The organism is Saccharomonospora sp. CUA-673, from assembly GCF_001942305.1.
GTDB lineage: Bacteria > Actinomycetota > Actinomycetes > Mycobacteriales > Pseudonocardiaceae > Prauserella.
Window position 1 is genome coordinate 51,012 of record NZ_MKKE01000015.1, and the last position, 25,756, is coordinate 76,767.

Annotated in this window: 24 protein-coding genes and 4 pseudogenes; 19 read left to right on the forward strand and 9 right to left on the reverse strand. The window is 70.2% G+C overall.

What is annotated here, in order from left to right:
• Positions 1-370 precede the first annotated feature (370 nt).
• A complete protein-coding gene (locus tag BJF85_RS09030) occupies positions 371-1,030 on the forward strand; it encodes a hypothetical protein (RefSeq protein WP_075846621.1) in 660 nt (219 codons plus the stop codon).
• 98 nt (positions 1,031-1,128) lie between these two features.
• On the opposite strand, the gene BJF85_RS09035 is transcribed toward BJF85_RS09030, so the two are convergent.
• A complete protein-coding gene (locus tag BJF85_RS09035; protein WP_075846622.1) occupies positions 1,129-2,352 on the reverse strand; it encodes an RNA polymerase sigma factor in 1,224 nt (407 codons plus the stop codon).
• A 55-nt stretch (positions 2,353-2,407) separates the two neighbouring features.
• On the reverse strand, positions 2,408-2,827 hold the full coding sequence (locus tag BJF85_RS09040) for a YciI family protein (protein ID WP_075846593.1): 420 nt from the start codon (positions 2,825-2,827) through the stop codon (positions 2,408-2,410).
• Positions 2,828-2,985: 158 nt separating this feature from the next.
• On the opposite strand from BJF85_RS09040, the gene BJF85_RS09045 reads away from it, so the two are divergent.
• The 5 genes from BJF85_RS09045 to BJF85_RS09065 all read left to right on the forward strand — a co-directional run bounded on the left by BJF85_RS09045 (position 2,986) and on the right by BJF85_RS09065 (position 7,270).
• On the forward strand, positions 2,986-3,426 hold the full coding sequence (locus BJF85_RS09045) for a cytidine deaminase (protein ID WP_222844476.1): 441 nt from the start codon (positions 2,986-2,988) through the stop codon (positions 3,424-3,426).
• 96 nt (positions 3,427-3,522) lie between these two features.
• Complete coding sequence (locus tag BJF85_RS09050) at positions 3,523-3,936, forward strand: helix-turn-helix transcriptional regulator (protein ID WP_187346890.1); 414 nt, start codon at positions 3,523-3,525, stop codon at positions 3,934-3,936.
• 9 nt (positions 3,937-3,945) lie between these two features.
• Complete coding sequence (locus BJF85_RS09055) at positions 3,946-4,368, forward strand: VOC family protein (RefSeq protein ID WP_075846595.1); 423 nt, start codon at positions 3,946-3,948, stop codon at positions 4,366-4,368.
• Between the two features lie 8 nt (positions 4,369-4,376).
• Positions 4,377-4,832, forward strand: a complete 456-nt coding sequence (locus BJF85_RS09060; protein ID WP_075846624.1) for a nitroreductase family deazaflavin-dependent oxidoreductase — start codon at positions 4,377-4,379, stop codon at positions 4,830-4,832.
• Positions 4,833-4,918: 86 nt separating this feature from the next.
• A complete protein-coding gene (locus tag BJF85_RS09065) occupies positions 4,919-7,270 on the forward strand; it encodes an excinuclease ABC subunit UvrA (RefSeq protein ID WP_075846596.1) in 2,352 nt (783 codons plus the stop codon).
• 9 nt (positions 7,271-7,279) lie between these two features.
• Here BJF85_RS09065 and BJF85_RS09070 read toward each other — a convergent pair whose 3' ends face one another.
• A complete protein-coding gene (locus tag BJF85_RS09070) occupies positions 7,280-8,107 on the reverse strand; it encodes a peptidoglycan-binding protein (protein ID WP_075846597.1) in 828 nt (275 codons plus the stop codon).
• Between the two features lie 11 nt (positions 8,108-8,118).
• Positions 8,119-8,985, reverse strand: a complete 867-nt coding sequence (locus BJF85_RS09075) for a M23 family metallopeptidase (protein WP_075846598.1) — start codon at positions 8,983-8,985, stop codon at positions 8,119-8,121.
• Positions 8,986-9,390: 405 nt separating this feature from the next.
• On the opposite strand from BJF85_RS09075, the pseudogene BJF85_RS31295 reads away from it, so the two are divergent.
• Positions 9,391-9,456, forward strand: a pseudogene (locus BJF85_RS31295) (hypothetical protein); the annotation flags it as partial.
• A 425-nt stretch (positions 9,457-9,881) separates the two neighbouring features.
• The gene (locus BJF85_RS09085; protein ID WP_075846599.1) at positions 9,882-10,187 is read left to right on the forward strand and encodes an NBR1-Ig-like domain-containing protein; all 306 of its coding nucleotides are present in this window, start codon (positions 9,882-9,884) and stop codon (positions 10,185-10,187) included.
• A gap of 101 nt (positions 10,188-10,288) precedes the next feature.
• On the opposite strand, the gene BJF85_RS09090 is transcribed toward BJF85_RS09085, so the two are convergent.
• Positions 10,289-10,906 carry a DinB family protein gene (locus tag BJF85_RS09090; RefSeq protein ID WP_075846600.1) on the reverse strand — a complete coding sequence of 206 codons (618 nt, stop codon included), beginning with the start codon at positions 10,904-10,906 and terminating at the stop codon, positions 10,289-10,291.
• A 37-nt stretch (positions 10,907-10,943) separates the two neighbouring features.
• Here BJF85_RS09090 and BJF85_RS09095 point away from each other — a divergent pair.
• From BJF85_RS09095 to BJF85_RS09125, 7 genes and pseudogenes are all read left to right on the forward strand, one after another.
• Positions 10,944-12,964, forward strand: a pseudogene (locus BJF85_RS09095) (MMPL family transporter).
• Between the two features lie 71 nt (positions 12,965-13,035).
• Positions 13,036-13,281, forward strand: coding sequence for a Prokaryotic metallothionein (locus tag BJF85_RS09100; protein WP_075846625.1), 246 nt, complete (start codon positions 13,036-13,038; stop codon positions 13,279-13,281).
• 217 nt (positions 13,282-13,498) lie between these two features.
• Complete coding sequence (locus tag BJF85_RS09105; RefSeq protein WP_075846601.1) at positions 13,499-13,996, forward strand: HtaA domain-containing protein; 498 nt, start codon at positions 13,499-13,501, stop codon at positions 13,994-13,996.
• 108 nt (positions 13,997-14,104) lie between these two features.
• A complete protein-coding gene (locus BJF85_RS09110) occupies positions 14,105-14,467 on the forward strand; it encodes a BlaI/MecI/CopY family transcriptional regulator (protein ID WP_075846602.1) in 363 nt (120 codons plus the stop codon).
• On the forward strand, positions 14,464-15,357 hold the full coding sequence (locus tag BJF85_RS09115) for a M56 family metallopeptidase (RefSeq protein WP_075846603.1): 894 nt from the start codon (positions 14,464-14,466) through the stop codon (positions 15,355-15,357). The genes BJF85_RS09110 and BJF85_RS09115 overlap by 4 nt, the downstream gene beginning before the upstream one ends.
• 85 nt (positions 15,358-15,442) lie before the next feature.
• Entirely contained in the window at positions 15,443-15,796 is a 354-nt protein-coding gene (locus BJF85_RS09120) for a hypothetical protein (protein ID WP_075846604.1), read from the forward strand.
• Positions 15,797-15,825: 29 nt separating this feature from the next.
• A complete protein-coding gene (locus BJF85_RS09125; protein WP_222844477.1) occupies positions 15,826-16,623 on the forward strand; it encodes a hypothetical protein in 798 nt (265 codons plus the stop codon).
• 30 nt (positions 16,624-16,653) lie between these two features.
• Here the strand turns inward: BJF85_RS09125 and BJF85_RS09130 are convergent, their stop codons facing one another.
• Together BJF85_RS09130 and BJF85_RS09135 are read right to left on the reverse strand one after the other, a co-directional pair.
• The gene (locus BJF85_RS09130) at positions 16,654-17,067 is read right to left on the reverse strand and encodes a hypothetical protein (RefSeq protein ID WP_075846605.1); all 414 of its coding nucleotides are present in this window, start codon (positions 17,065-17,067) and stop codon (positions 16,654-16,656) included.
• A complete protein-coding gene (locus BJF85_RS09135) occupies positions 17,060-17,425 on the reverse strand; it encodes a hypothetical protein (protein ID WP_075846606.1) in 366 nt (121 codons plus the stop codon). The genes BJF85_RS09130 and BJF85_RS09135 overlap by 8 nt, the downstream gene beginning before the upstream one ends.
• A 280-nt stretch (positions 17,426-17,705) precedes the next feature.
• On the opposite strand from BJF85_RS09135, the gene BJF85_RS09140 reads away from it, so the two are divergent.
• The 4 genes and pseudogenes from BJF85_RS09140 (at position 17,706) to BJF85_RS09155 (ending at position 23,845) form a co-directional block, all read left to right on the forward strand.
• On the forward strand, positions 17,706-18,656 hold the full coding sequence (locus BJF85_RS09140; RefSeq protein WP_075846627.1) for an acyl-CoA desaturase: 951 nt from the start codon (positions 17,706-17,708) through the stop codon (positions 18,654-18,656).
• 195 nt (positions 18,657-18,851) lie between these two features.
• The gene (locus BJF85_RS09145; protein ID WP_075846607.1) at positions 18,852-20,264 is read left to right on the forward strand and encodes a hypothetical protein; all 1,413 of its coding nucleotides are present in this window, start codon (positions 18,852-18,854) and stop codon (positions 20,262-20,264) included.
• The gene (locus tag BJF85_RS09150; RefSeq protein WP_075846608.1) at positions 20,264-21,223 is read left to right on the forward strand and encodes a glutamate ABC transporter substrate-binding protein; all 960 of its coding nucleotides are present in this window, start codon (positions 20,264-20,266) and stop codon (positions 21,221-21,223) included. Before BJF85_RS09145 ends, BJF85_RS09150 begins: the two co-directional genes overlap by 1 nt.
• Positions 21,224-21,512: 289 nt before the next feature.
• Positions 21,513-23,845: pseudogene (locus BJF85_RS09155) on the forward strand (tetratricopeptide repeat protein).
• Positions 23,846-23,880: 35 nt separating this feature from the next.
• Here BJF85_RS09155 and BJF85_RS09160 read toward each other — a convergent pair.
• On the reverse strand, positions 23,881-25,116 hold the full coding sequence (locus BJF85_RS09160; RefSeq protein ID WP_369822127.1) for a metallophosphoesterase: 1,236 nt from the start codon (positions 25,114-25,116) through the stop codon (positions 23,881-23,883).
• Positions 25,116-25,693, reverse strand: a pseudogene (locus BJF85_RS09165) (PaaI family thioesterase). Before BJF85_RS09165 ends, BJF85_RS09160 begins: the two are co-directional and overlap by 1 nt.
• Positions 25,694-25,756 lie beyond the last annotated feature (63 nt).

Consider the following 25,756-nt stretch of genomic DNA (forward strand, 5'->3'; position numbering starts at 1 on the left):
GGCCCCGGCCCCGGTGCGGAATGCGCCCACCCGAAAGGGCACTGGATTGGACCTCGAGAATGGTTGTAACACGCCTGGAAACCGCCCGCTCGCCGACGATCCGCCACGCTTTCCCGGCACGCCCCGAGATTGCTCCGTTGGCGTGACCGAGGTTTAAAACGACCCCCGCCGTGTCAGCACCTCATGCGGGCGTGTCAGCAACTCACGTCGCCGTGTTGGCATTCCATGCGGGCGTGTCAGCAATCTGCGTCGGTTCGTTGGCGATCCACGTCGGAAGAACTGCGCCGTTCCGGTGAAGATCGAAATGCGATCTTGGAGGTTCCGAGTGCTTCACCCATGATCGGGCGGTTGTCGAGCTGGGGAGGTGGACGTGGGCGGGCCGGATCAGCCTCGAGATTCGAAGGGTCGTTGGACGAAGAAGCGCAGCGTCGCCGTCGTGGGAGTGACGGCCGTCGTCGCCTACGGACCGGTGACCGGTGGAATGACGGCCGGTACGGGTGGGATGTCGATGAAGGCGGGAATGACGCAGGCGAGCCCGCAGGCGTTCACCAAGAGCACCCAGGCGGTGAAGAAGGGCCGACCGGCGCAGGCGCTGCGGCACCTGAAACTGAAACGGCCGGCGCGGAAGGTCGAGCGGGCCCTCGAATGCGGCATCAACTCGTACGGCGAGGTGCAACGTTTCCTGATCCGCAATCCGTGTCGGTCGCTCGACCGGTCGTTGTTCACCCTCGACGACGAGCACGGGAACCGCATGGTCGTGTCGATCTCCTGGGTTCGGATGCCGACGTCCGCGCAGGCCGCGCGGTTGCGGAGGATCGCCGACGTGTACGGCACCGGCAACGTCTCACCACTGCCGGGACATGTGGTCGGGGCGGGCGATATCGAATGGACCGGCCGCAATTACGACTCCCGGCGGATGCGGCAGACCACGGTGATTGCCGAAACGGAACCGGTCCACGGCGAGATCGACCCCGAGTACCTCGACAACGTCGCCGAGTTGGCGGTCCACTTCCCGCGCCCGAAACGCTGACACGACGACGTGGATTGCCAACACGACGACGTGGGGTGCTGACACGGCGACGCGAAACGCTGACACGGCGACGCCGAACGCTGACACGGCGGCGGCGGTTACAGGGTGGTTTGTTTGCGGCGGAGGATGGTGCGTTCTCGGGGGTTGGCGCAGAGGGAGATGGCGCGGTCGAGTTCCGTGCGGGCCTCCGACACGCGGCCGAGCCGGATGAGCAGTTCCGCGCGCACGCCGGCCAGCTGGTGCGAGCGGGCGAGGGCGTCGGAGTCGGCGAGACCGTCGACGATGTCGAGCGCCTCGGCGGGGCCGCGGGCCATCGACACCGCCACGGCCCGGTTCAGCTCCACGATCGGTGACGGCGCCAGCCTGCCCAGCGCTTCGTACAGCACGACGATCCGGTCCCAGTCGGTGTCGGCGACCGACGGGGCGACCGCGTGGCATTCGGCGATCGACGCCTGCAGCCCGTAGTACCCGAGTCCGCGGCCGATGCGCGTCGCCGCCGCCAGCGCCGCCCGTCCGCGGCGGATCGCCGAGGAGTCCCACAGCCGGCGGTTCTGGTCCTCGAGCAGCACGGGTTCGCCGTCGGCGTCGGTGCGCGCGGGGAACCGGGCGGCGGTCAGCTCCATCAGCGCCGACAGGCTGTGCACCTCGTGCTCGCCCGGCATGAGGCGCGTCAGCACGCGGCCCAGCCGCCGCGCCTCGCGGGCGAGGTCGATGCGGATCAACGCGTCGCCCGAGCTCGCCGACGACCCCTCGGTGAAGATCAGGTAGACGACGCTGAGCACGGATCCGAGCCGCGCGCCGAGCTCGTCGTCCGGCGGCACGGTGAACGGGACCTGGGCCGCCGACAGTGTCTTCTTCGCGCGCGTGATGCGCGCCTGCACGGTGGCCGTCGGGGCGAGGAACGCCCGCGCGATCTCGTCGCTCGTCAGACCGCCGACCACGCGCAACGTCAACGCCACCTGCGCCTCGCGCGAGAGCACCGGGTGGCACGAGGTGAACATCAACGCCAGCACGTCGTCGTCGTCGGAGGAGTCGTCGGGACCCGCGGCGCTCCCCGAGGAGCCGCCCCCGTCAGGCGACATGTCGACACCGGAGGCCGCGGCGAGGTCGGGCAGTCGCTCGTCGAACGCGGACCGCCTGCGGAACGCGTCGACGGCCCGGCGCCGGCCGGTCGTCAGCAGCCACGCCACGGGGTCACGCGGAACGCCCTCGCGGGGCCAGTGGACCAGCGCCTCCGCGAGGGCTTCCTGTGCAACGTCCTCGGCCAGCGCGAAATCGCCGGTGTAGCGGGTGAGCGCACCGACGATCCGCGCCGACTCCATCCGCCAGATCGCCTCGACGCGGCGCCTGGCCTCGACGTGCTCGGTCACCCGAGGCTCACTTCTGGCCGAGCTGCTCCCGCCAGCCGCGTTCCTTCTGGATCCACTCGTTGTCCTGCGGGAACTCGTCGATCTCCGAGACGCGGCGGATCTCCATCTTGCTGCCCGGCCCCTGCATCGGCGCGCGCTTGGCCCATTCGACGGCCTCCTCCTTGGAGGCGACCTCGAGCATCCAGAATCCGTTGAACAGTTCCTTCGTCTCGCCGTACGGGCCGTCGGTGACGACCGGGGTGTCGCCCGAGTAGTCGACGACCACGCCCTGGTCCTGGGGGTCGAGGCCCTCGCCGCCGATCATCACCCCCGCGTTGATCATCTCCTCGTTGAACTTGCCCATGACGGCGATGACCTCGTTGAAGTCGACGTTCTCGTAGGCGGCGAGAGTCTCGTCGGTGGCCCGCATGATCAGCATGAACTTCATCGTCGGCTCCTTCGCTGTGAAGCCCCCTGGTGGAGCTTCTCACCACAAGGTCGAACGGGCACCCCCGCGAATCGACACCGCCGCGAAAAAACTCGAAACGGCCCGATTCGTCCCGTTTTCGTGGTGGCGACCGGGGGCCGTGTCGTACCGTCACGCGCGTGACCTCGACCGTTCCCGACCCCCGGCGACTGGCCTCGACGGTCGCCGCGTGCCGGGAGCTCATCGAGACGCGCTTCGCCGACGAGATCGAGCGGGGCGCGGCGGCGATGCTGCTCGACGACGGCACGATCCACACCGGAACCGCCCCGGACGTCGTCAACCCGGCCGTCGAGCTGTGCCACGAGGTCGAACCGTTGACGGCGGCGTTCCGGCTGGGCCGGACGGTCGTCGCGTCGGTGTGTCTCGCGCGCGAGGCACCGGGCCGGTTCCTCGTGCTCAGTCCGTGCGGGGTGTGCCGGGAGCGACTGGCGGCGCACGGACCGAACGTCGTGGTCGCGGTGCCGACGCGCGCCGACCCGGCCGAGCCGACCTGGCTCCCGCTGCACCGCGTGTTGCCGCACTACTGGGCGGCGATCTTCGACGACGTGCCCTGGCGCTGAGGCTCTGGCGCTGAGGAGTCCCCGGGGTACTGACGGACCCGCGGTGTCGGGGGTTCATGGCACTCTTGTCCGGTGACCACCGATGCAGATGCGCGCATGCGGGTGCTCGCGTCGCTGCGGCGGGTGCGCGACCGGATCGACCGGGAGTACGCCCAGCCGCTCGATGTCGAGGCGCTGGCCCGCGGCGTGCACATGTCGGCGGGCCATCTCAGCCGCCGGTTCCGCGAGGCCTACGGCGAGTCGCCGTACGCCTACCTGATGACGCGCCGGATCGAACGCGCCATGACGTTGCTGCGCCGCGGCGATCTGAGCGTCACCGACGTCTGCTTCGCGGTCGGCTGCGGTTCGCTGGGCACGTTCAGCACGCGGTTCCGGGAACTGGTCGGCATGTCGCCGAGTCGATATCGGTCGGAGCAGGCGGGCGCGACCGCGGGGATGCCCGCGTGCGTGGCCAAGCAGGTGACGCGACCGATCAGGAATCGAGAAGCGCTCGGCGCGCACAGGACCTAGTTTGATGCCATGACCAGCACAGATCTCACTATCGCCCAGGCCATGCTCCCGTTGGCCGACCCCGACGCCTCGCTCGCGTTCTACCGCGACGTGCTCGGTTTCGAGGTCCGCAACCACGTCGAGTACGGCGACATGCACTGGATCACCGTCGGCCCGCCCGGCCAGCCGGGGACGTCGATCGTGCTCTACCCGCCTGCCTCGACGCCCGGCCTCACCGACGAGGAACGGCGCCTCATCGAGGAGATGATGGCCAAGGGCACGTTCGCCATGATCAACCTGTCGACGCCGGACGTCGACGCCGCGTTCGCGAAGGTCCAGCAGGGCGGCGACGTCGAGGTCGTGCAGGAGCCGATCGACCAGCCGTACGGCATTCGCGACTGCGCGCTGCGCGACCCCGCCGGCACCATGATCCGCATCCAGCAGGCGGGGTGAGGCAGGCGATGGCGACGAAGAACGCGGGCCCGAGCGGGCTGTCGCGGTGGCTCCAGCGGCGCGCGAACAGTTCCACGGCGAACCGGATACGCCGCAAGGGCGGCCGCTCGATGGGGATGGACCTGCTGATCCTGCACACCGTCGGCCACCGAAGCGGTGAACCGCGCGAGACGCCCCTCGCATGGTTCGCCGACGGCGACCCCGACAACAAGGACAGCTGGCTGCTCGTCGCATCGGGCGGAGGCGGCCGGAACCCGGACTGGTTCGCGAACGTCACCGGCCGTCCCGACGCGGTCGCCGTCGAATGGCACGGCCAGTCGCCCGTCGACGTCACGCCGCAGGTCCTCGACGGTGCCGAACGCGAGGAGGCGTGGCAGCGGATCGCCGAGGCTCAGCCGCGCATCGCGAAGTACCAGCGCAAGAGTGATCGCGTGTATCCCGTCGTGCGGTTGACCCGCCGCTGACGACGCTTCCGGCTCGACCTTGGCAAGCCCTGACACACCCCGACCCGACCAGCCCCGACCCGTCCGATCGACCTCGCGGAGAACCGATGACCCACCCGGCCGACAGTCACGACCTCATCCGCGTGCAGGGCGCGCGCGAGAACAACCTCGCCGACATCACCGTCGAACTGCCGAAGCGGCGGCTCACCGTGTTCACCGGGGTGTCGGGGTCGGGCAAGAGCTCGCTGGTGTTCGCGACGATCGCCGCCGAGTCGCAGCGGATGATCAACGAGACCTACAGCACGTTCGTGCAGGGGTTCATGCCGACGCTCGCGCGGCCGGACGTCGACGTCCTCGACGGGCTCACCACGGCGATCATCGTCGACCAGGAACGCATGGGCGCCGATCCGCGCTCGACCGTCGGTACCGCCACCGACACCGGCGCCATGCTGCGGATCCTGTTCAGCAAGCTCGGTGAGCCGCACATCGGGTCGCCGAAGGCGTTCTCGTTCAACGTCGCCTCGGCCAGCGGCGCGGGTGCGATCACCGTGGAACGCGGCGGGAAGCAGGTCAAGGAGAAGCGCACGTTCAGCATCCTCGGCGGCATGTGCGCGGCGTGCGAGGGCACCGGCCGGGTCACCGACTTCGACCTGAGCGCCATGTACGACGACTCCAAGTCCCTCCGCGAGGGCCCGTTCACGATCCCGGGCTGGGGTGCGGAGGGCTGGTACGGGCGGATCTACATCGGCTGCGGGTTCTTCGACCCGGACAAGCCGCTGCGCGAGTTCAGTAAGTCCGAATTGGACGACCTGCTGTACAAGGAGCCGACCAAGATCAAGGTCGACGGCATCAACCTCACCTACGAGGGCATCATCCCGAAGCTGCAGAAGTCGATGCTGTCGAAGGACCGCGAGGCGATGCAGCCGCACATCAGGACGTTCGTCGACAAGGCGATCACGTTCACCACGTGCCCGGACTGCGGCGGGACGCGGCTCAACGACACGGCGCGCTCGTCGAAGATCGACGGCATCAACATCGCCGAGGCGTGCGCGATGCAGATCAGCGACCTGGCGGAATGGGTCCGCGGGCTCGACGCACCCGCGGCGCGCCCGTTGCTGGAGACGTTGCAGCAGACGCTCGACTCGTTCGTCGAGATCGGACTCGGCTACCTGTCGCTGGACCGGCCGTCCGGGACGCTGTCCGGCGGCGAGGCGCAGCGCACCAAGCTGATCCGGCACCTCGGCTCGTCGCTGACCGACGTCACGTACGTGTTCGACGAGCCGACGATCGGCCTGCACCCGCACGACATCGCGCGCATGAACGACCTGCTGTTGCGGTTGCGGGACAAGGGAAACACGGTGCTGGTGGTCGAGCACAAACCCGAGACGATCGCGATCGCCGACCACGTCGTCGACCTCGGCCCCGGCGCCGGGACCGACGGCGGCACGGTGGGCTTCGAGGGCACCGTCGACGAACTGCGCGCCAGTGACACGCTCACCGGCAAGCACCTCGACGACCGTGCGGCGCTCAAACCGTCGGTGCGGACCGGCGACGGCGCGCTCGAGATCCGCGGCGCCGACCTGCACAACCTCACCGGCGTCGACGTCGACATCCCGCTCGGCGTGCTCACCGTCGTCACCGGCGTGGCCGGGTCGGGCAAGAGCTCGCTGGTGCACGGTTCGCTCGCCGGACGCGACGACGTGGTGATCGTCGACCAGGGCGCGATCAAGGGGTCGCGGCGCTCCAACCCGGCGACCTACACGGGCGCGCTCGACCCGATCCGCAAGGCGTTCGCCAAGGCCACCGGGGTGAAACCGGGACTGTTCAGCGCCAACTCCGAGGGCGCGTGCCCGAACTGCAACGGCGCGGGCGTGCTCTACCTCGACCTGGCGATCATGGCCGGAGTGTCGACGCCCTGCGAGGAATGCGAGGGCAAACGGTTCCAACCCGACGTGCTCGAGTACACCTTCGGCGGCAAGGACATCAGCGAGGTGCTCGCGCTGTCGGTGGCCCACGCGGCGGAGTTCTTCGGCTCGGGCGAGGCGAAGGTGCCAGCGGCGCACAAGATCCTCACCCGCCTCGACGACGTCGGACTCGGCTATCTCACGTTGGGCCAGCCGCTCACGACGCTGTCCGGTGGCGAACGGCAGCGGCTGAAGCTGGCGACGCACCTGACCGACGGCGCCGGCGTGTACGTGCTCGACGAGCCGACGACCGGTCTGCACCTGGCCGACGTCGACCAGCTGCTCGCACTGCTCGACCGGCTCGTCGACTCGGGCAAGTCCGTGATCGTCATCGAGCACCACCAGGCCGTCATGGCCCACGCCGACTGGATCATCGACCTCGGCCCCGGCGCGGGCCACGACGGCGGGCGGATCGTCTACGAGGGCACCCCCGCCGACCTCGTCGCCACTGGTGCAACTCTCACCGGCGAACACCTGGCCACCTACGTCCGCTGAACGCGGCGGCTACTGGGAGCGGCGGTACTCCTCCCAGGTCACCTTCTCGACCTTGGGGCCGTCGTCGGGGGCGTGGTTCGCGAGGCCGTTCCTGCCCAGGTAGTAGTCGCCGGCCTGAGCCTGCGCGGCCGGCGACATGGCGGTGTCGCTGATCGCGATGGCGTGGATGTGCGGCGCCCAGTCGCCCTGGTCGGCGGTGCGGTGCCACGCGGCGAAACCGACCTGCCGCAACGTCTTCGTCGCCTTGGTCGCGTCGATGCCGCGCACGGAGATGTCGACCGCGCCGCCGCCGTCGTGCGTGCCCGCCGAGTCGGGGTTCGACCCGGTGTACGAGCCCTGCGTGATCGTCAGATCGATCCCGGAGCGCTTCTCGGCCTCCTCGATCATCGCCAGGGTGCGCCGGTTGAGCACCTGGCCGGACCCGATCGTCACCTTCCCGCCGACGTCGATCGTGCGCGTCACGTCGAATCCGCCGCTCGCACCGAGCTTCGTCAGCGAACCCTTGCCGGGCAGTCCGCTGGCGTCCAGTCCGGAGTGGCCGAGCGAACGCTGGTACTTCGCGTACGCCTCGACCGTGCTGGTGCCGAAGTGTCCGTCGACGTACTTGCCGGCGAGCATTCCCTTGTCCGCCAGGGCTTTCTCGACTCGTTTCACCGAGTCACCCGCGCCCGGGGTGATCGACGAGTTCGGCTTGTACGGATCCCACATGGCGGCCTTGACGACCTTCTCCATGTTCACCGCACCGGCCGTCGCCCGCGGTTCGTCGGCCGTCGCCGCCCCGCCGAGACCCACGGCCGCGATCGCCGCGGCCAGTACCGTCGCTGTCAGCCTGCGCATGTCCGGCCTCCTCACGATCCGCAGTGTTGGAATGCGCTGGTGAACGATTTGTCGCCGACCGAGCCGCCCCATTTGACGCACTTCCCGGCGGCTTGCTGCTTGACCGGACCGGCGTAATAGCTGAACTCGCCCTTGTCGGTCTTGCGGTCGCCGCCCTGCACCTCGAGCAGTGCCGAGGCGGGGCTCTTCGACCCGATCTTCGTGTTCTTCACCGTGGTGACGCAGTTCTGACCGGTGCCGGAGTTGTACATCAGGTACACGCGGCCCGCCCCGCCGAGACCTTTCTCGTTGATGACGGAGAACCCGGATCCGCAGACCTCCTTCGGCGTGTACGGATTCCCACCGCCACCGCCGCCGCCGCAGTTCTTGCTGGTGAAGTCGGTCTTTCCGTAGTAGGGCACCGATTTTCCGTCGACGACGACCTTCTGGTCGGCGCCGTTGAGCAGCTGTTCGTAGTGCAGGTGGGGGCCGGTGACGCCACCGGATGCGCCCGCGGAGCCGATCTTCGTGCCGGTGCTGACCTTCTGGCCCTGGCTGACCGACTGCGCCGACAGGTGCGCGTAGCGCGTGGTCCAGCCGCCGCCGTGGTCGATCTCGATCCACTTGCCGTAGCTCGTGTTCCCCGTGTCGGCGACCCGGGTGACCGTGCCGCCCGCTGACGCGAGCACCGCGTCGCCGGTGATTCCGGACTTCTGCCAGTCGACGGACAGTTCCGGGCTGTGCCCTTGCCAGGTCGCCGCGGTGGCGGTGTACCCGCACGGGAACGGCATCTTGAACGCCGGGGCCGCCGAGGCCTGACCGGCGCCCGCGGACACGAGCGCCGCGCTCGCGGTGACCACGATGGCGCCCACCGCGGCGGCGATCTTGCGGAGTTTCATGGTTCTCCTCGCATGGTCGTGACCGCGACCGCCGGACCCGATTTCGGTGGAACAGGACCCGGAGGATCGCGGAATGGCTACCGGCGAGAAGACTGCCGCAGCGGGGCGCCATGCGTAGCCGGTTTGACGATTCTTCGTACGCCGTTTGACACCGTCTGACAGCTGTCCGAGTCGTCTGCCGGGTGCTTCGGACTTCGAGGAAACCGAATCGTCGGCGGCGGCGTCGAATCGGCAGACACTCTCCAGGGAGGCCGAGCAGCCATGTCCGATTCCGAGATGTCCGATTCCGGGGTTGAAGCCACCGGCCCGGTCGAACCCGTTGGCGCGCATCCGGTCGCGCTCGAGGAATTGCAGGCGCGACTCCGACAGTTAAGGCATAAGGCAGGGAATCCGTCATTTCGGAAGATGGCGGAACGGTCCGGTGCCGTTTCGCACGCGACGCTGCATCTGACGGTGACCGGCCGCCGGTTGCAACCGTGGGAGACGGTGCGGGAGTTCGTCCGGGCCTGCGGCGGCGACGAGACCGAATGGCAGCAGCGCCACGAACACACCAGGGCCGTTCTGGCCGGCGAGATTCCGGCCGTCGAACCGCGGGCCGCCGAGCCGGAGCATGTTGAGCCGAAGCATGTCGAGCCGAAGCATGTCGAGCCGAAGCATGTCGAGCCGTCCGCGGTGGATGCACCCGGGGCGGCGGGACGTCGCGGGTGGCGGCGGTGGTTGGCCGTGCCGGCCGTGGTGCTGGTCGCCGTGGGCGTCGTCGTCGCCGTGCGGATGATCGACGACGAGGACTCCGGACGCGAGGCCAGGGCCCAGGAGGACGCGGGGTCGTTGACCGAGCCGGTGCACGCGGGTGACGACAGCGCGTTGGCGGCGGACCTCGGCATCCAGATGGTGCGGTGGTCGCGCCGAACGAGCAGTTCACGCGGACGTTCGAGCTGCTCAACGCCGGTAGCGTGCACTGGGAAGGTCGGTACCTGGCGCGGATGGAGAATGCGACGGGTCCGCGCTACTGCGAGACGCCGGTGCGCGTCGAGATCCCGGACACCGCGCCCGGCGACACGGTGCGGGTGCCCGTGACGGCGCGCGCGGCCGCGGAGCCGACGACCTGCAAGGTGCGCTGGAAGATGGTCGACGAGGACGACCGCCAGCTCCTACCCCAGAAGCGTCCGGTGTACTTCCTCGTCCACGTCCGCACCCCCTGACGGCGGTCAGGATTCGCGGGCCACTCCGCCGAACATGACGTCGTCGAGCTCGGTGAGGACGGGCAGTCCGGATGGTCACCGCGCCAGGTGGCAGCGGCGCGTCACAGGGTCCGTTCGTCGCGAAAACGTGCCGCGACCTGCTCCAGCTTCGCCACGTACGCGTCCCATTCGGTGTGTTCGGGCAGGTTCGTGGCCGACGGCGTGTAGCCGGCCGACCCGTCGATGCGTTCGCGCAGGATGTCGGCGTGCCCCGCGTGCCGCTGCGTGTCGGCGATGAGGTGCACGAGCACCTGGTGCAGCGTGACCGGGTTCCGATGGTCGGGCCAGTGGGGCACGCGGGACTCGGTGTCGAGGTCGAGCGCCGCGACGGCGGCGTCGGTGTTCGCCCACGCGGCCCGGTACAGCGCGACGATGTCGGCGCGGGACTCGTCCGGCCGCGCCCACATGTCGACGTGCGGGTCCGGGTCGGTGCCGTCCAGCCACGCGGGCGCGCCCTCGCCGTGGCCGAACACCGTGGACATATATCCGAACTCGACCCCTGCGACGTGCTTGACCAGGCCCAGCAGGTTCGTCCCCGTCGGCGTCAGGGGCCTGCGTGCGTCGTACTCGCTCACGCCGTCGAGCTTCCAGAGCAGCGTGTCGCGAGCCTGCTGCAGGTAACGGTGCAGCGTGGCCTTCGCGGACTCCGGCGATCCGCTGGACGTGCTCGTGGCGTTCATGGCGCGTGAGCGTAGAACACGCGGGTAGCCCTGCCGAGTGGATTCCTCCCGACGACGGTTCGCCGCCCGCGTTCTCCTGCCCGCCGTGGCGATCCTCGGCTGGCTGGTCGTCGGCGGGATCGGCGGTCCGTACGCGGGCCAGCTGAGCGACGTGGCCCGGACCGACAACACGTCGTTCCTGCCTGCCTCCGCCGAGTCCACGGCGGTCTCGGAGCTGTTGCCCCGGTTCGGCGGCGACCGGGGCGGTGCCCCCGCGATCGTGGTCGGCGAACGCGATGGCGGACTGACCGCCCCCGACCGGAGGTTCCTCGACGAGCTGCGTGGGCAGGACGCCTCGCCCCTGCTCCCCTCGCAGGACGGCAGGGCGGCCCAGTTCGTGGTGCCGGTGACGGGGGAGCCGGACGTGGCGGTCGAGCAGCTGCGCCAGCGGGCCGATGCGGGGCGCCCGGGTGGGCTCGCGGTGTACGTGACCGGGCCTGCCGGGCAGGCCGCGGACCTCGGTGAGGCCTTCGGAGGTATCGACGGGTTGCTGGTGCTCGTCGCCGGGACCGTCGTCGCGGTGATCCTGCTGATCGTCTACCGCTCGCCGCTGTTGCCGCTGATGGTGCTGCTCTCGGCAGTGCTTGCGCTCGGACTGGCCGGTCTCGTCGTCTATCTGCTGGCCGATGCGGACGTGCTCGCCCTCAACGGCCAGAGCCAGGGCATCCTGTTCATCCTCGTGTTCGGTGCCGCGACCGACTACGCCCTGCTGCTGGTGGCGCGATACCGGGAGCAGCTGGCCGAGGACGCGGACCGGTTCTCCGCGATGCGCCGGGCGTGGCGGGCGACCGTCGAACCCGTCGCCGCGTCGGCAGGCACCGTCGTCCTGGGCGTGCTGTGTCTACTGCTGAGCGACCTGAACTCGAACAAGGGGCTCGGTCCGGTCGCGGCCATCGGCGTCGGAGCCGCCTTCCTGGCGGCGATGACGTTCCTGCCGTGCGTCCTGGCCGTGTCGGGAAGGGTGGCGTTCTGGCCGTTCCGGCCGACGGCATCGCATCGCAGGGCGGGCGTGTGGAACCGCGTGGCCCGGTTCGTGGGCAGGCGGCCGCGTGTCCTGTGGATCGGCACGACGTTGCTGCTGGCCGTCGGAGCCGGATTCGTCGGCCAGCTCCAGGCGAGCGGGACGGCCCAGTCGGAGGTCTTCCTGACCGACGTCGACTCGGCCGCCGGTCAGCAGGCACTGGGCAGGCACTTCCCCGGAGGTACCGGCGCGCGACGATCGTGACGACGACCGTTGCCGACGCGCGGGCGGTCGTGTCGGTGGTCGGAGGAGTCGACGGCGTGGCGTCCGTGCGGCCGACGGCGACCGCCGGCGAGCGGGTACGCATCGACGCCGTGCTGGAGCCGCCGCCCGACTCCGAACGGGCGGTCGAGATCGTGCGGGACGTCCGGGCCGCGATCGAGGACCGGCGCGGCGTCGATGCCCAGGTCGGTGGCGAGACCGCGGTCCTGCTCGACACCCAGGACACCTCGCAACGCGATCGCACGGTGATCATCCCGGCGGTGCTGGTCGCGGTGTTCGCCGTGTTGTGTCTGCTGTTGCGTTCGGTGGTCGCGCCCTTGTTGCTGATGGGCACGGTCGTGCTGTCGTTCGCGGCGACGATGGGCGTGTCCGCGGTGGTGTTCAACCACGTTCTCGGCTTTCCCGGCGCGGATCCGGTGGTCCCGCTGTTCGGATTCGTGTTCCTGGTGGCGCTCGGGATCGACTACAACATCTTCCTGATGACGCGGGCGCGCGAGGAGGCGTTCGCGCTCGGCACGCGGGAGGGCACGCTCAGGGCGCTCGCGGTGACCGGTGGGGTGATCACGTCGGCGGGCGTGGTCCTCGCGGCGACGTTCGCCGCGTTGGCCGTGCTGCCGATCCTGTTCATGGTCCAGCTGGCCTTCATCGTCGCGTTCGGCGTCCTCGTCGACACGCTGCTGGTGCGGTCACTGCTCGTACCCGCACTGGCCGTGAACATCGGACCGTCGATCTGGTGGCCCTCGCGGTTGGCGCGCTCGCGCCACCCGGCCGGCTGACCCGCCACGTTTTCCTCCGACACATGCGGGAACGCCTATGCGTGTCCGTAGCCGAGGCGAAGGAGCGAACCATGACGACCTGCGAGGTCTGCGGCAACGACTACGACATGACGTTCGAGATCCGCACCCGTGGTGGGGGTGTGCACGTCTTCGACTCGTTCGAATGCGCGATCCACCGGTTGGCACCGGTGTGCGAGCACTGCGGATGCCGGGTGATCGGGCACGGGGTGTCGGCCGACGGCAGGTACTTCTGCTGCGCGCACTGCGCCCGTACCGCCGCGGGTGCCGAACTGCAGGACGCCGTCGGCACCGCGTGACGCCGCGTGAGCCCACGCGCAACCCCTGGTCACTCCCCAGCGTGATCCCGTAACGTCCCGCCCCACGTGAAAAATGCTCCCGAGGCCCGATGGTCGCGCCCACCCGTCGCCCGACCACCGCCCCCCAACGGCGCGCTGACGCGCGGCAGCACTGGATGGCAACCATCGGGCCCTCGGGAGCCTTGACGTCGGCTACCCGGAGTGACGAGGAGGTCGCGTGGGTGATCCGCAGCCCGGGCTGACATGGGGGCTGAAGCGGAGCTTCGTGGCGTACGTGGCCAGGTTGCGGGACGGTGGCTGCGGCGCCAAGGACGGTGGTTCGGTCGTCGACGGCAGCTTCTTCCACTTCGAGCCCGACGCCGCCGAAGCCGAGCCCGCAACGTCCGAGGTGCTGCGGTTCCGGGGCGATGTGCGGCTCGCGGGGCACGGCGGCCTCATGTACGTGATGGTGCACAGTCCGTGGGTGGAGTTCGACGCCGGCGGTGCCGCGCGGCTCACGGTGGTCGACATCGAGCACTGGCCCGACACGGCCCGCCGCATGCCGCTGGCCGATCTCGCGCCCGGCGAACCGGAGGTCGACGCGGGTCTGCGTGTCTGGCGGGACGTGCCGGCCACGCTCACCGCCGAGGGGCGCGAGCTGTTCAACGACCAGTACGAGGCGGGCCAACCCCTCGATCCGGTCACGTTCACCGCACCCGCCCCTCGTCCAAACTGACATTTCGACCTAAAATGTCCCAAACCGGAACGGCACCGAAAGGATCACAACTCGCAGCCGCACGGGTTGTTGTCGTGGTTCAATTTTCGATGGACTTTCGGCGAAAGGGTGGACGTGGCGAAGCTGGGTGAACTGGAGCGCGCGGTGATGGAAGTGCTCTGGGCGCGGAGCGAACCCGCCACCGTGCGCTCGGTCCATGAGGAACTGTCGGACCGCGACCTGGCGTACACGACGGTCATGACCGTGCTGACCAGGCTCGCCGCCAAGGACGTCGTGCACAGGAAGCGCTCCGGTCGCGCCTGGCTGTACGCGCCGGCCGCCAGCCGCGACGAGTACGTCGCCGAGCTGATGTTGGAGGCCCTCGAGATGACCGGCGACCGTGACTCGGCACTGGTGCGCTTCGCCCAGTCGGTCACCAACCACGAGGCCGACGCCCTGCGCAAGGCCCTCGAGCGGGGCGAGTCACCGTGACCCTCGCCGCGCACCACCTCGTTGCGGGTACAACGGCCGTGCTCGTGGCGATCTGGCTTCTGCGCGGCCGTTGGACCCACGCGCACCCGCGCGCCGCACTCGTGTTGTGGCAGGTCACCTCGCTGACCATGGTGGTGTCGCTCGTCGGGGCGCTGCTGTCGTTCGGACTGGAACCGTTCGGCCGTGGCCTTTTGCCGGCGCTCGCTCTCGAGCTGCCGTGGCGGTTCTACGAGCTCGACATCTGGCACTTCGGCGCGGTCGCGCTCGGCCTGGCCGTCGGCGGCTGGGTGTTCGTCAATCAGCTGCTGTGCCTGCGCAGCACGGCCCGTGCGCGGGCGCGTCACCGGCTGCTGCTCCAGCTCGTCGCGCGGGAGGACACCGACGCGCTCGTCGTCGACCACCCGGTCGCCGTGGCGTACTGCCTGCCCGGTCGCACGCCGCACATCGTCGTGAGCGCCGGTGCCAGGAACATGCTCAGCGACGCCGAGCTGGGCGCCGTCCTCGCGCACGAGCGCGCCCACGCGCGCGAACGCCACGACCTCGTGATCCAGCCGTTCCAGGCGCTCCGCCGACTGCTGCCGGGCAGTGCGCTGCTGACGCGGGTGTGCTCGACGATCGAACTGCTCGTCGAGATGTGCGCCGATGACCGCGCCGTGCGCGCGGGCGGCCGCGAGCCGCTGGCCAGCGCGCTCGAGCGGTTCAAGGCCAACGGCTCCGCGGGCACCCCGGCCGGGGCGATGCCGGTGGCCAACGGCCCCGTGCAGGCGCGTATCCAGCGGCTGCGGGCCCCTGAGCAGCAGCGGCTGCCGTTGACGTGGCCGCCTGCCTGCGTCATCGCCGTCGGTGGGCTCGTGGTGTCGCTGTCGCTGTTCGCCGTCCCGTTCTACTGAGGGTTCCCGCGCCGGTCTCGGCGTTCACGGGCAATTCGGACGACGCACAACCTGTGGTTACGACGTGCTGTAGTAAAGTCCGCGCATGGACATCGTCTACAACCTCTTCGTCGTCACGCACCTGCTGGGCATGGCCCTGCTCGTGAGCGGCATCGTCGCCCGCTGGATCGGCTCCGCCGCCGAGCAGACGGGCAAGATCATGCTCTGGGGCGCGAGCGTTCAGGTCGTCACCGGACTGGCACTCGCGGGCATCTCGTCGGCGGGCGTCGCCGGCCCGGAGCCCATCCACATGAAGCTCGGAGTCAAGCTCCTCATCGCCGTCGCGGTGCTCGTGCTCGCGCACATCCTGTGGCGCAGGCCGGATGCCAACCGCAACATCTTCCACGCCCTCGGCGCGGCCACGCTGATCAACGTCGTGATCGCGTCGATGTGGGTCTGATCAGCCGCTTGCATCGCTAGGGTGCCGACATGACCCGTGATCATCGGCAGTGGCAGTGGACGCGGTCGTTGCCGGGCCGGTTGCGGCCCGCGCTCACCCCGGCCGACCAGCTGGGCGCCGCCGCCACGGCGACGATTCCGGGGCGTTGGGTCGGGGGCGTCTCCGCGGTGCTGGCGCCCCTGCTGCTGCTCGCGGGCATGGTGCTGCGGGTCCGATTCGATTTCTTCTATCCCGGGCAGTTGCGCGGCTACGAGCAGCATCCGGTGCTGACGACCTGGTCGACGAGTCTGTTCACGCTCGGCGTACTGCTCCTCATTCCGGCCGTGATCGCGCTCGCGAGCAGCATCGGCGTGCACGCACCGGCGTGGGCGCTGTGGGGCGGGGTGCTGACCGTCCTCGGGCTCGGCACCCGGCTGTTCTTCGCCGGGGTCGACCACCTGGCCTTCCAGCTCGTCGAGCTGGAGGGATACGCGACCGCCCACGACGTCGTCGACGGCGCCTACCCCGCGTTCTACGTGCTGGCGACGGTCAACCCGGCGAATCTCGTGGGCTGGCTCGTGCTCGCCGTCGGCGCCTGGCGCGCCAGGACGTTCGGCGGTGTGCAGTGCGCTGCGCTGGGTGTGATGGCGTTTCTGGTGGTCGGCATCCTGAAGGGCACGAGCGCGACGTCGATACCGATCGGCGTCGCACTGTGTGCGGTGCTCGTCCCGTACGGCGTGCAGCTGCTGCGCACCGGGCCGTTCCCGGGTGGCGGACGCATCGCGGTCGGAGTCGGTGCGGTCGTCGCGGCCGCCGCGGCGCTCGTGCTGTTGGGGCAGGCGGGCTGAGGTGCGGGACCGGAGCCGGGGTGAGGCGCCTCAGGCCGGCCGGGTCCGGCGCAACCACAGCAGCCCGATGACGGGCAGCACCAGCGGGATGAACAGATAGCCCATACCGAAGTTCGACCAGACCGCGGCGTCCGGGAAGGCGGCGCGGTCGAGCACGCTCAGCGTGCCGACGATCAACACCCCTGCGAGCTCGATCGAGCACGCGACCAGCGCCACGATCCACCACGACCGGCCCGTGCGCGCCAGGGCGAACGTCGCGATCAGGTACACGACCGCGGCGAACGCCGACAGCGCGTACGGCACGGGCGCCTCGTCGAAGCGGGTCGCGATCTGCACCGCGGCGCGGGACGTCGCGGCGATCGCGAAGATCGCGTAGATCGCGATCAGGACCCGCCCGGGGCCGCTGGCGGTCGCGGGACGTTCGGTCTGCGTCGACTCAGGCACTGGCGCCGCCCCACACCTCGACCATGCGCAGCATCAGCACCGGCACCGTCAGCAGTGCCACGCCGAGCACCGCCGTGCTGGAGCGGGTGCGTTCGGCCAGTGCCCACACCGTGCCGAGCGGCAGCACCAGCAGGCTGCCGAACAGGTAGGCCAGGAAGGTGACCAGGCTGCCCGGCTCGCCGCCGGCGATCAGCATGACGATCGAGATGAGCACCTGGATGGCGAGCAGCGCCTCGATCACGCCGATGCCGATGAGCAGCGGCTTCTCCGGCGGACGGTTCAGTGCGACGAGGACGAACGCCCACACCGCCACGGCAGCCGCCCCGCCCGACACCGCGAGCGCATAACCAGTAATCACCGGACCTCCACAGTTACTACCGCCGGTAGTCTACGACGGCCCCGGCCGACCCAGTGTTGCGGCTTTCCGGGTCATGGCCCGCAGTGGGGTCCTCGGGTAGCGTCGATGGCAGACGGCTGGGCACCAACCACGACGACCTCGAGAGATCGGAGCCCCCACCGCCCGGCGATCGCGGCCCGTGCAGACGGGCCTGTCCTCGCAGCCGCGTGGGGGTCGGCTGATTCATCCGAATTCATCCGAATCGTGTCCGCATCCTGCCCGAACGTCTTTCGAGGTGTGCATGTCCTCAGGTCAGACCGCCGCGGAAACCGAATCCGGTTCCCGCCGCCCCAAGCCGATCATCTCCGGGCGCACGTCGCTGCCCGAACACATCACCGTCAAGGTCTTCGTCCTCGCCCCGTTGATCGCCATCGCCGTCGCGGTGCCGTTCGCGTGGGGATGGGGGCTCAGCTGGGTCGACATCGCGCTCGGCGCGGCGTTCTTCGTCGTCAGCGGACTGGGCGTCACCGCCGGCTACCACCGGCTGTTCACGCACGGCTCGTACAAGGCCAAGCGGCCGCTGCGCGTGGCGCTCGCGATCGCGGGCAGCTTCTCCGCGCAGGGACCGGTGACCACCTGGGTCGCCGACCATCGCAGGCACCACGCGTTCTCCGACCGGGCAGGCGATCCGCATTCGCCGTGGCTGTTCGGAACCTCGCCCGCGGCGTTGGCGAAGGGCTTCTGGCACGCGCACATGGGATGGCTGTTCCAGCGCGAGGTCACCAACGTCGAGCGGTTCGCGCCGGACCTGGTCGGCGACCGGGACATCCGCGCCGTCGACCGCCTGTTCCCCCTGTGGATCGTGGTGAGCTTCCTGCTGCCCGCGGTGCTCGGCGGGCTGATCACCTGGTCGGTGTGGGGCGGCGTGACGGCGCTGTTCTGGGCCGGGCTCGTGCGCATCGGCCTGCTGCACCACGTGACGTGGTCGGTCAACTCGATCTGCCACATGCTCGGCGAGCGGCCGTTCACCAGCAGGGACAAGGCGGCGAACTTCTGGCCGCTGGCGATCGTCTCGTTCGGCGAGTCGTGGCACAACCTCCACCACGCCGACCCGACCTGTGCGCGGCACGGCGTGCTCCGCGGACAGATCGACATCTCGGCGCGGCTGATCTGGGCCTTCGAGAAGCTCGGCTGGGCCACGAAGGTCCGCTGGCCGACCCCGTCCCGCCTCACCCGCCTGGCCCACACCTGACCTCCCCGTCCGGGAGCATTCTCGTCGGGTGCGGAGCGTCACCGGGGTTGAGCAGTTCGGGTGGAGGTGACCGATTGCGGGCGCGGTGGGCGCTACGAGTTGCCCACAATCGTCGTCTGTTGTGCCGGTCTCCGACCAGTGCACGAGGCGGCTCGGCTACGGTCGGGCGCGGCAGGCGAACTGGGTGGAGGGACGATGACGAGCACCGTGACGCGTCACGGTCCGGACGGGCGACAACAGGAGCCCGAGCCGGAACCGACGGGGGAGCCGCGCGCGGGGCGGTCCGGGCTTGCCTGGCTGGTCAAGCTGCCGAGCGCCGGAGTAAGCGGACTACGCCGATCGGCGGCGACGACACCGGGCAGATTGACGCTGATCAGCGCCGGACTGGTCGCACTCGCATTGCTCGTCGGCGTGGTCGCCACGGCCGAGCTCGGCTTCCGCAAGTCGACCACCGACGACCTCGTCGAGCACCGTGAACCGCTGACCGCCGCCGCCCAGGAGGTGTACCGCTCGCTGTCCGACGCGGACGCCACCGCGGCGGCGACCCTGCTCAACACCGGCGACGAGGAAGCCGCCCTCCAGGAGCGTTACGACACCGCGATCGCCAGGGCCGGCGCCGCGTTGGCGAAGGCCTCGGGCGATTCCGCCGGCATCGCCGAGGCCGCCGACCCGGTGGACGTGCTGTCGCGGCAGTTGCCCGTCTACACCGGTCTGGTCGAGACCGCGCGCACCAACAACCGGCAGGGCAACCCGATCGGCGCCGCGTACCTGGCCGAGGCCTCGGAGCTGATGCGCTCGGAGATCCTGCCCGCCGCGCAGAGTCTGTACCGGGTCGACGCCGAGCGGCTCGTCGACGAGCAGGACACCGCCGGGTCGATCCCGTGGGCGACGGCGCTGCTGTCGCTGGGACTGCTCGGGGCGCTCATCGCCACCCAGGTCTACCTGCGCCGCCGCACCAACCGGCTGTTCAACGTCGGTCTCGTCGTCGCCACCGCCGCCGTCGGGTTGGCCGTGCTGTGGCTGGCGGTGGCCGTCACGATCCAGAGCATCCTCGTCTCCAGCGGCAAGTCCAACGGCTCCGAGCAGGCCGACGTCCTCGTGCGCGCCCGCATCGTGGCGCTGCAGGCCCGCGCCGACGAGACGTTGACGCTGCTGGCCCGCGGCAGCGGCACCGCCCACGAGGAGGAGTACCGCTCCCTCGTCAGCGAATTGTCCGGTTCGGACGGTGAGAGCGGCCTGCTCGGCCAGGCCAGGGAGGGCACCGACGGGTTGCCGTCCGCCGAGCACGTCGATGCGGCGATCCGCAGCGCGTCGGCGTGGAGCGACGTGCACGGCCAGATCCGCAACCTCGACAACGGCGGCAGGTACGAGGAGGCTGTCGACCTCGCCATCGAGTCCGACGACGAGAACGGTGCCACGGCGGCGTTCACGCGCCTCGACGGCGACCTCGCGAAGGGCATCACCGAGAGCAGGCAGGTGTTCGTCGACGACACGACGAACGCCTCCCGCGCCCTCACGCTGCTGGCGCCCGGTTTCGGCGTGCTCGCCGTGGTGGCGATGTTCGGCGCGCTGCTCGGCATTCGGGACCGTCTTCGGGAGTATCGCTGATGAAACTCAGGAACTGGCTGACTCTCGTGTTCGCCGCCGCGCTCCTCGCGGGATGCGGCTCGCCGGGGCCGCCCGTCGACCCTGCGCCGGTGGGCGACGTGCAACGTCCGACTCCTGCCGGCACCGACATGTCCGGTCAGGTCGACAACTCCGGGCCGGCGGCGCCCGAGTGCAACCCGCGGGCGAGCCTGCGGCCGGACGACACCATCCGTCCTGGGTCCACAATGGACGACATTGTCAAGCGTGGCTACCTCATCGCGGGTGTCGACCAGAGCACGAACCTGTGGGGATTCCGCGATCCGCACACGGGCGAGCTGCAGGGCTTCGACATCGACGTCGCCACGGAGATCGCCAAGGACCTCTTCGACACCGACGACCCGCCGATCCGGTTCCGGGCCATCAACTCCGGCCAGCGCGAGGAGGTGCTCAAGAACGGGGAGGTCGACATCGTCGTGCGCACCTACTCGATCACCTGCGAACGCATGCAGGAGGTCGCGTTCTCGACCGTCTACTTCGAAGCGGCGCAGCGGGTGCTGGTGCGGGAGAAGTCCGGGATCCAGGGCATCGCCGACCTCGGCGGGAAACGCGTCTGCGCGGCGGAGAACTCGACGTCGGTCGACAACCTGACCGAGGCCGATCCGCAGCCGGCGCCCGTGCAGGCCGCGAACTGGACCGACTGTCACGTGCTGCTGCAACAGGGCCAGGTCGACGCGGTGTCCACGGACAACACGATCCTCGCCGGCATGGCGGCCGAGGACCCGTCGACCCGCGTGGTGGGACCGCCGCTGTCGGAGGAGCTCTACGGCGTCGGCATTCCGCAGCAGAACGAGGACATGGTGCGGTTCGTCAACGCCAGCCTCGAGGGCGTCCGCCAGGACGTGTGGCGGGCGCGCTACGCACACTGGGGTCTGGGCGAGGTACTGGGAAACATGAGTCCGCCGCGGCCGGTGTACCGGTGAGCGCGCGGCGAGGAGGCCAGCAGTGACCGACGAACAGGGGCAGAACCGCCGCCCTCGGCACGCGAAACCCGACGCGGACGACGCGCCCGACCAGGACGGTGAGCCGCGGACCCAGTACGTCCCGCCCGTGCAGCCGCCCGCACACACCGGCGAGGCCGCACACGCCCGCGAGGCCGCACACACCGCCGAGCCGGCGCAGGCCGCCGAGCTCCCGCAGCCGCACGCCGAGGCGGAGGCGCAGGACCCGATGACGAGCGTGCTCGCGCACGCGCCGGGCACGGAGCTCGTCATGCCGCCGCGGAATCCGGGCAACCGGCCGGATTCTGAACCCGAGACCTCGAGCGGTCCGATGAGCGCGCCGAGCGCCTACACCAACGGCCCCGGCAGCGGCCCGAGCAGTGCTCCGGGGAGCGGACCCGGGAGCGGTTCGGGCAGTGGGCCCGGCTCCGGAAGCGGGTCGGGCACCGGCCGCGGCACAGGATCGGGAACGGGGTCCGGCACCGGGTCCGGCACGGGCCGGGGGACCTCGTCGCGGACCTCACGCCGCACGTCCTCGCGCACCTCGCGCCGCGGCCGGCTGGGCGCCGGTCTCGTCGAGGTGCCGCAGGTGCCGTACCGCGATCCGGCCGAGGCGGTGCTGAGCAATCCCGTCGTGTCGGAGGGAAAGCGGTTCTGCGGCAGCTGCAACGCGAAGGTCGGGCGCGGTTCGGACGGACGTCCCGGCACGGCGAAGGGCACGTGCGACAAGTGCGGCACGCCGTTCTCGTTCGTGCCGAAACTGCAGCCGAACGACCTCGTCGGTGGCCAGTACGAGGTGCTCGGCGCGCTCGCCTACGGCGGTATCGGCTGGATCTACCTGGCGCGCGACCTCAACGTCGACGGCCGCTGGGTCGTCCTCAAAGGACTGATCAACACCGGCGACGCGACCGCGATGGCGGCCGCCGTCAACGAGAAGCGGTTCCTCGCCGAGGTCGAGCACCCGCACATCGTCAAGATCTACAACTTCGTCCAGCACCCGGACCCGGACACGGGCCGGCCGACCGACTACATCGTCATGGAGTACGTCGGCGGGCAGTCGTTGCGGCAGCTCGCGCTGGACCACCACAAGGCGAGCGGCCGGGCCGAGCCGCTGCCGATCGCGCAGGTCATCGCCTACGGGCTGGAGATCCTGCCGGCGCTCGGCTACCTGCACAACCAGGGGCTGCTGTACTGCGACCTCAAGCCCGACAACGTGATCCAGACCGGTGAGCAGCTCAAACTCATCGACCTGGGCGCCGTGCGGCGGATGGACGACTACTCAAGCCCCCTGTTCTTCACCAGCGGCTACAGCGCGCCGGAACTCGCGTCGGACGGGGCGTCGGTGGCCTCCGACCTGTTCACGGTCGGCCGCACGCTCGCCGTGTTGAGCTTCGAATTCACCGGCTACACCACGAAGTTCAAGACGACCCTGCCGAGCCAGGACGACGTGCCGCTGTTCAAGCTGTTCGGCTCGTACTACCGGCTGCTGCGCCGGGCGACGCACGCCGACCCGGCGCGCCGGTTCGTCTCCGCCGAGGAGATGGCCGACCAGCTGACCGGTGTGCTGCGGGAGATCCTCGCGCTGGGCACGGGAAAGCAGCGTCCCGGACAGTCCACTGTGTTCGGCCCGGAGACCAACACGTTCGGTGTGTCCATGGTCGTGTCCGAACCGGGCGAGGACTCGGCGTTGCCGGACCCGGGCGAGGTCGTGTCCGGGTTGCCGGTGCCGCAGATCGACACCGACGACGTCGGCGCGGGCGTGCTCGCCACGACGCTCGGCGCGGATCCGCGCACGGCCATCGAGGCACTGGCCATCGCGCCGCGCGAGTCGATCGAGGTGCGCCTGCGCGTGGTGCGCGCGCGGATCGACCTCGGCGAGCTGTCCGAGGCCAACCGGCAGTTGCAGGCAGCGCAGTACCTCGCGATCAAGGCCGGTTTCCCGCACGACTGGCGGATCGACTGGTACCGCGGGCTGATCGAGCTCGCGGGCGGGCGGCCGCGGGTCGCGCACGTCGCGTTCGACACCGTCTACGACGAACTGCCCGGCGAGATCGCGCCGAAGCTGGCGATGGCGTTCAGCGCGGAGGCCGTCGGCGAGTACTTCACCGCATCGCGGCTGTACGAGATGGTGTGGCGCACCGACCGGTCGTACGTCAGCGCCGCGTTCGGTCTCGCCCGCGTCTACCTCGCCCAGGGCGCCCGTGAGAGCGCGATCGAGGTGCTCGAATCGGTGCCCGTGTCGTCGACCCACCACGTCGCGGCGCAGGTCTCGGCCACGAAGGTGAAGATCACGCCGCTGCCGTCGAAACCGCTCGCGGAGGCCGATCTCGTCGACGCGAGCAGGCGGCTGGAGCGGCTGAACCTCGACGCGAACGCAACACGCGACTGTCCATCGACGTGCTGGAATCGGCGCTGGGCTGGGTGAGGTCGAACGGCGAGGGCACCTCGGGGGCGCCGGTGCTGGGTTGCGCGCTGCGCGAGCGCGACCTGCGCTTCGGCCTCGAATCCCGCTACCGCTCGCTGGCCCGGCTCGCGACGACCACCAAGGAACGCATCGACCTCGTCGACAAGGCCAACGAACTCCGCCCCCGCACCCTGACCTGAAGCTCCCGAGGGCCCCATGGTCGCACTCAACGCGACTAATCTTCCCTTCGCGTCATCACCGGCGTGAGGGGAAGAATGGTCGCGTTCAACGCAACTATGGCCCTTGGGAGCTTTTTACTCGTCGGGGCGGAGTTCGACGACGGAGATGTCGGGTGGGCGCCGACGCGGACGGGTGGCCCCCAGAAGCCGGCGCCGCGCGTGACGTACATGCGGGTGTCGCCGATCGTGTAGGCACCGGACACGGCGCCCTGCTGCAGGGTCACGGCCATCTCGAACGGCGTCAGCTGTCCGCCGTGGGTGTGCCCGGCCAGCAGCAGGTCGACGCCGTGGGCCGCGGCCTCGTCGATGTCGCGCGGCTGATGGGCGATCATCACCAGGGCCTGTTCGGGGTCGCGTCCGCGCACCGCGGCCTCGACGTCGCCGGGGTCCTGGAACTGGTACGCGGTGTGGTCGTTGATCCCCGCGAGGTGGAACGCGGCGCCGCCGTGGGTGATGTCGACGTGTTCGTTGCGCAGCACCCGCATGCCGAGCCGCGGCAGGTAGTCGACCCACTCCTGGTAGCCGGCGTAGTACTCGTGGTTGCCGGTGACGAAGAACGTGCCGTGCGTGCTGCGCAGTTGCGCCAGCGGTGCGGCGGCGTCGGCGAGGTGCTCGACGGTGCCGTCGACGAGGTCACCGGCGATCGCGACGAGGTCGGGCTCCTGTTCGTTGACGATGTCGACGATGCGCTGCACGTACTCCCGCCCGATGATCGGCCCGAGGTGGACGTCGCTGATCAACGCGATGCGCAGCCCGCCGATCCGCGGGTCGAGGCGCCGCACGCGCATCGGCTGGTGGGTGACCGTCGGCGGTCCCATCGCGACGGACACGCCGTACCCGGCGATGCTCACGGCCACCGCACCCGCCGCGACCGCCGAACCCCGGCCGATCAGCGCGCGGCGCGACAGCCCGTCCCGCGGCTGCTGCTCGTCGGCCCGCCGGGCCCACCGGCGCAGCGCGAGGCGCGGGATCTCCAGCACCAGCAACCCCAACAGCAGATACAGCCCGACGGCCATCCACAGGTAACCCGGCCAGGCGAACCACCGCGCGATCGTCGGGTCCGTGCGGGTGCCGGTCGCCAGCCCGGTGACCATCACGACCGGCAGCAGCACGAACGCCACGTTGCCGATGCGGCGGGGCGTCGTGCCGCGGGTCGTGTTGTCGAGGACGATCCGTTTCCACGGGTAGAGGTGCAGGATTCCGGCGAGGAGCGCCAGGACGATGATGAACATCAGGGATTGACGTCCCAGTCCCCGCCGTCGGCCTCTCGGGACTCGCGCAGCTTGGCCAGCGCGTTGGGGTCGCCGTGCTTGGTGAAGTGCTCGACGCCGACGCTGACGAACAGTGCCCGCGCACGCAGCGCGACCGGGCCGTCGGCCGCGTCGAGTCGTCCCTCGGCGCTGACGTAGGTCTTGCGGCCGCGCCTGCCGTCGAGTTTCGCGGCGATGTGCAGGGTCGAGCCGACCGGAACGGGCTGGACGAAGTCGGTCTCGAGGCGCGCCGTGACGGTGGGCGTGCGCAGCAGGTTGCCCACGGTAGAGCCGAGCGCCTCGTCGAACGCGCACGCCAGCAGGCCACCGTGGGCCAGGCCCGGCGCGCCTGGTGTTCCTTCTTGACGGTGAACGTCGAGACGACGGACATGTCGTCGGCGACGGTCGAGGTCAGGTGCAGACCGGTCTCGACCTCGTGCCCACAGCCGAAGCACTCGGAGTAGTGCTCGGGCAGTTGCGTGCCGGGCGCCGGGGCGTCGGGGTGCGGCTCGACGGCGTCGGCGTCCTGGGGCGGCCAGTTCTCGGTGCGTGTGCTCACCTGGTCAAGCTATCCGCCGCGATGCGTCCGGCACCCGCCGGTCGGGGCGTCTGTGGCCAACCC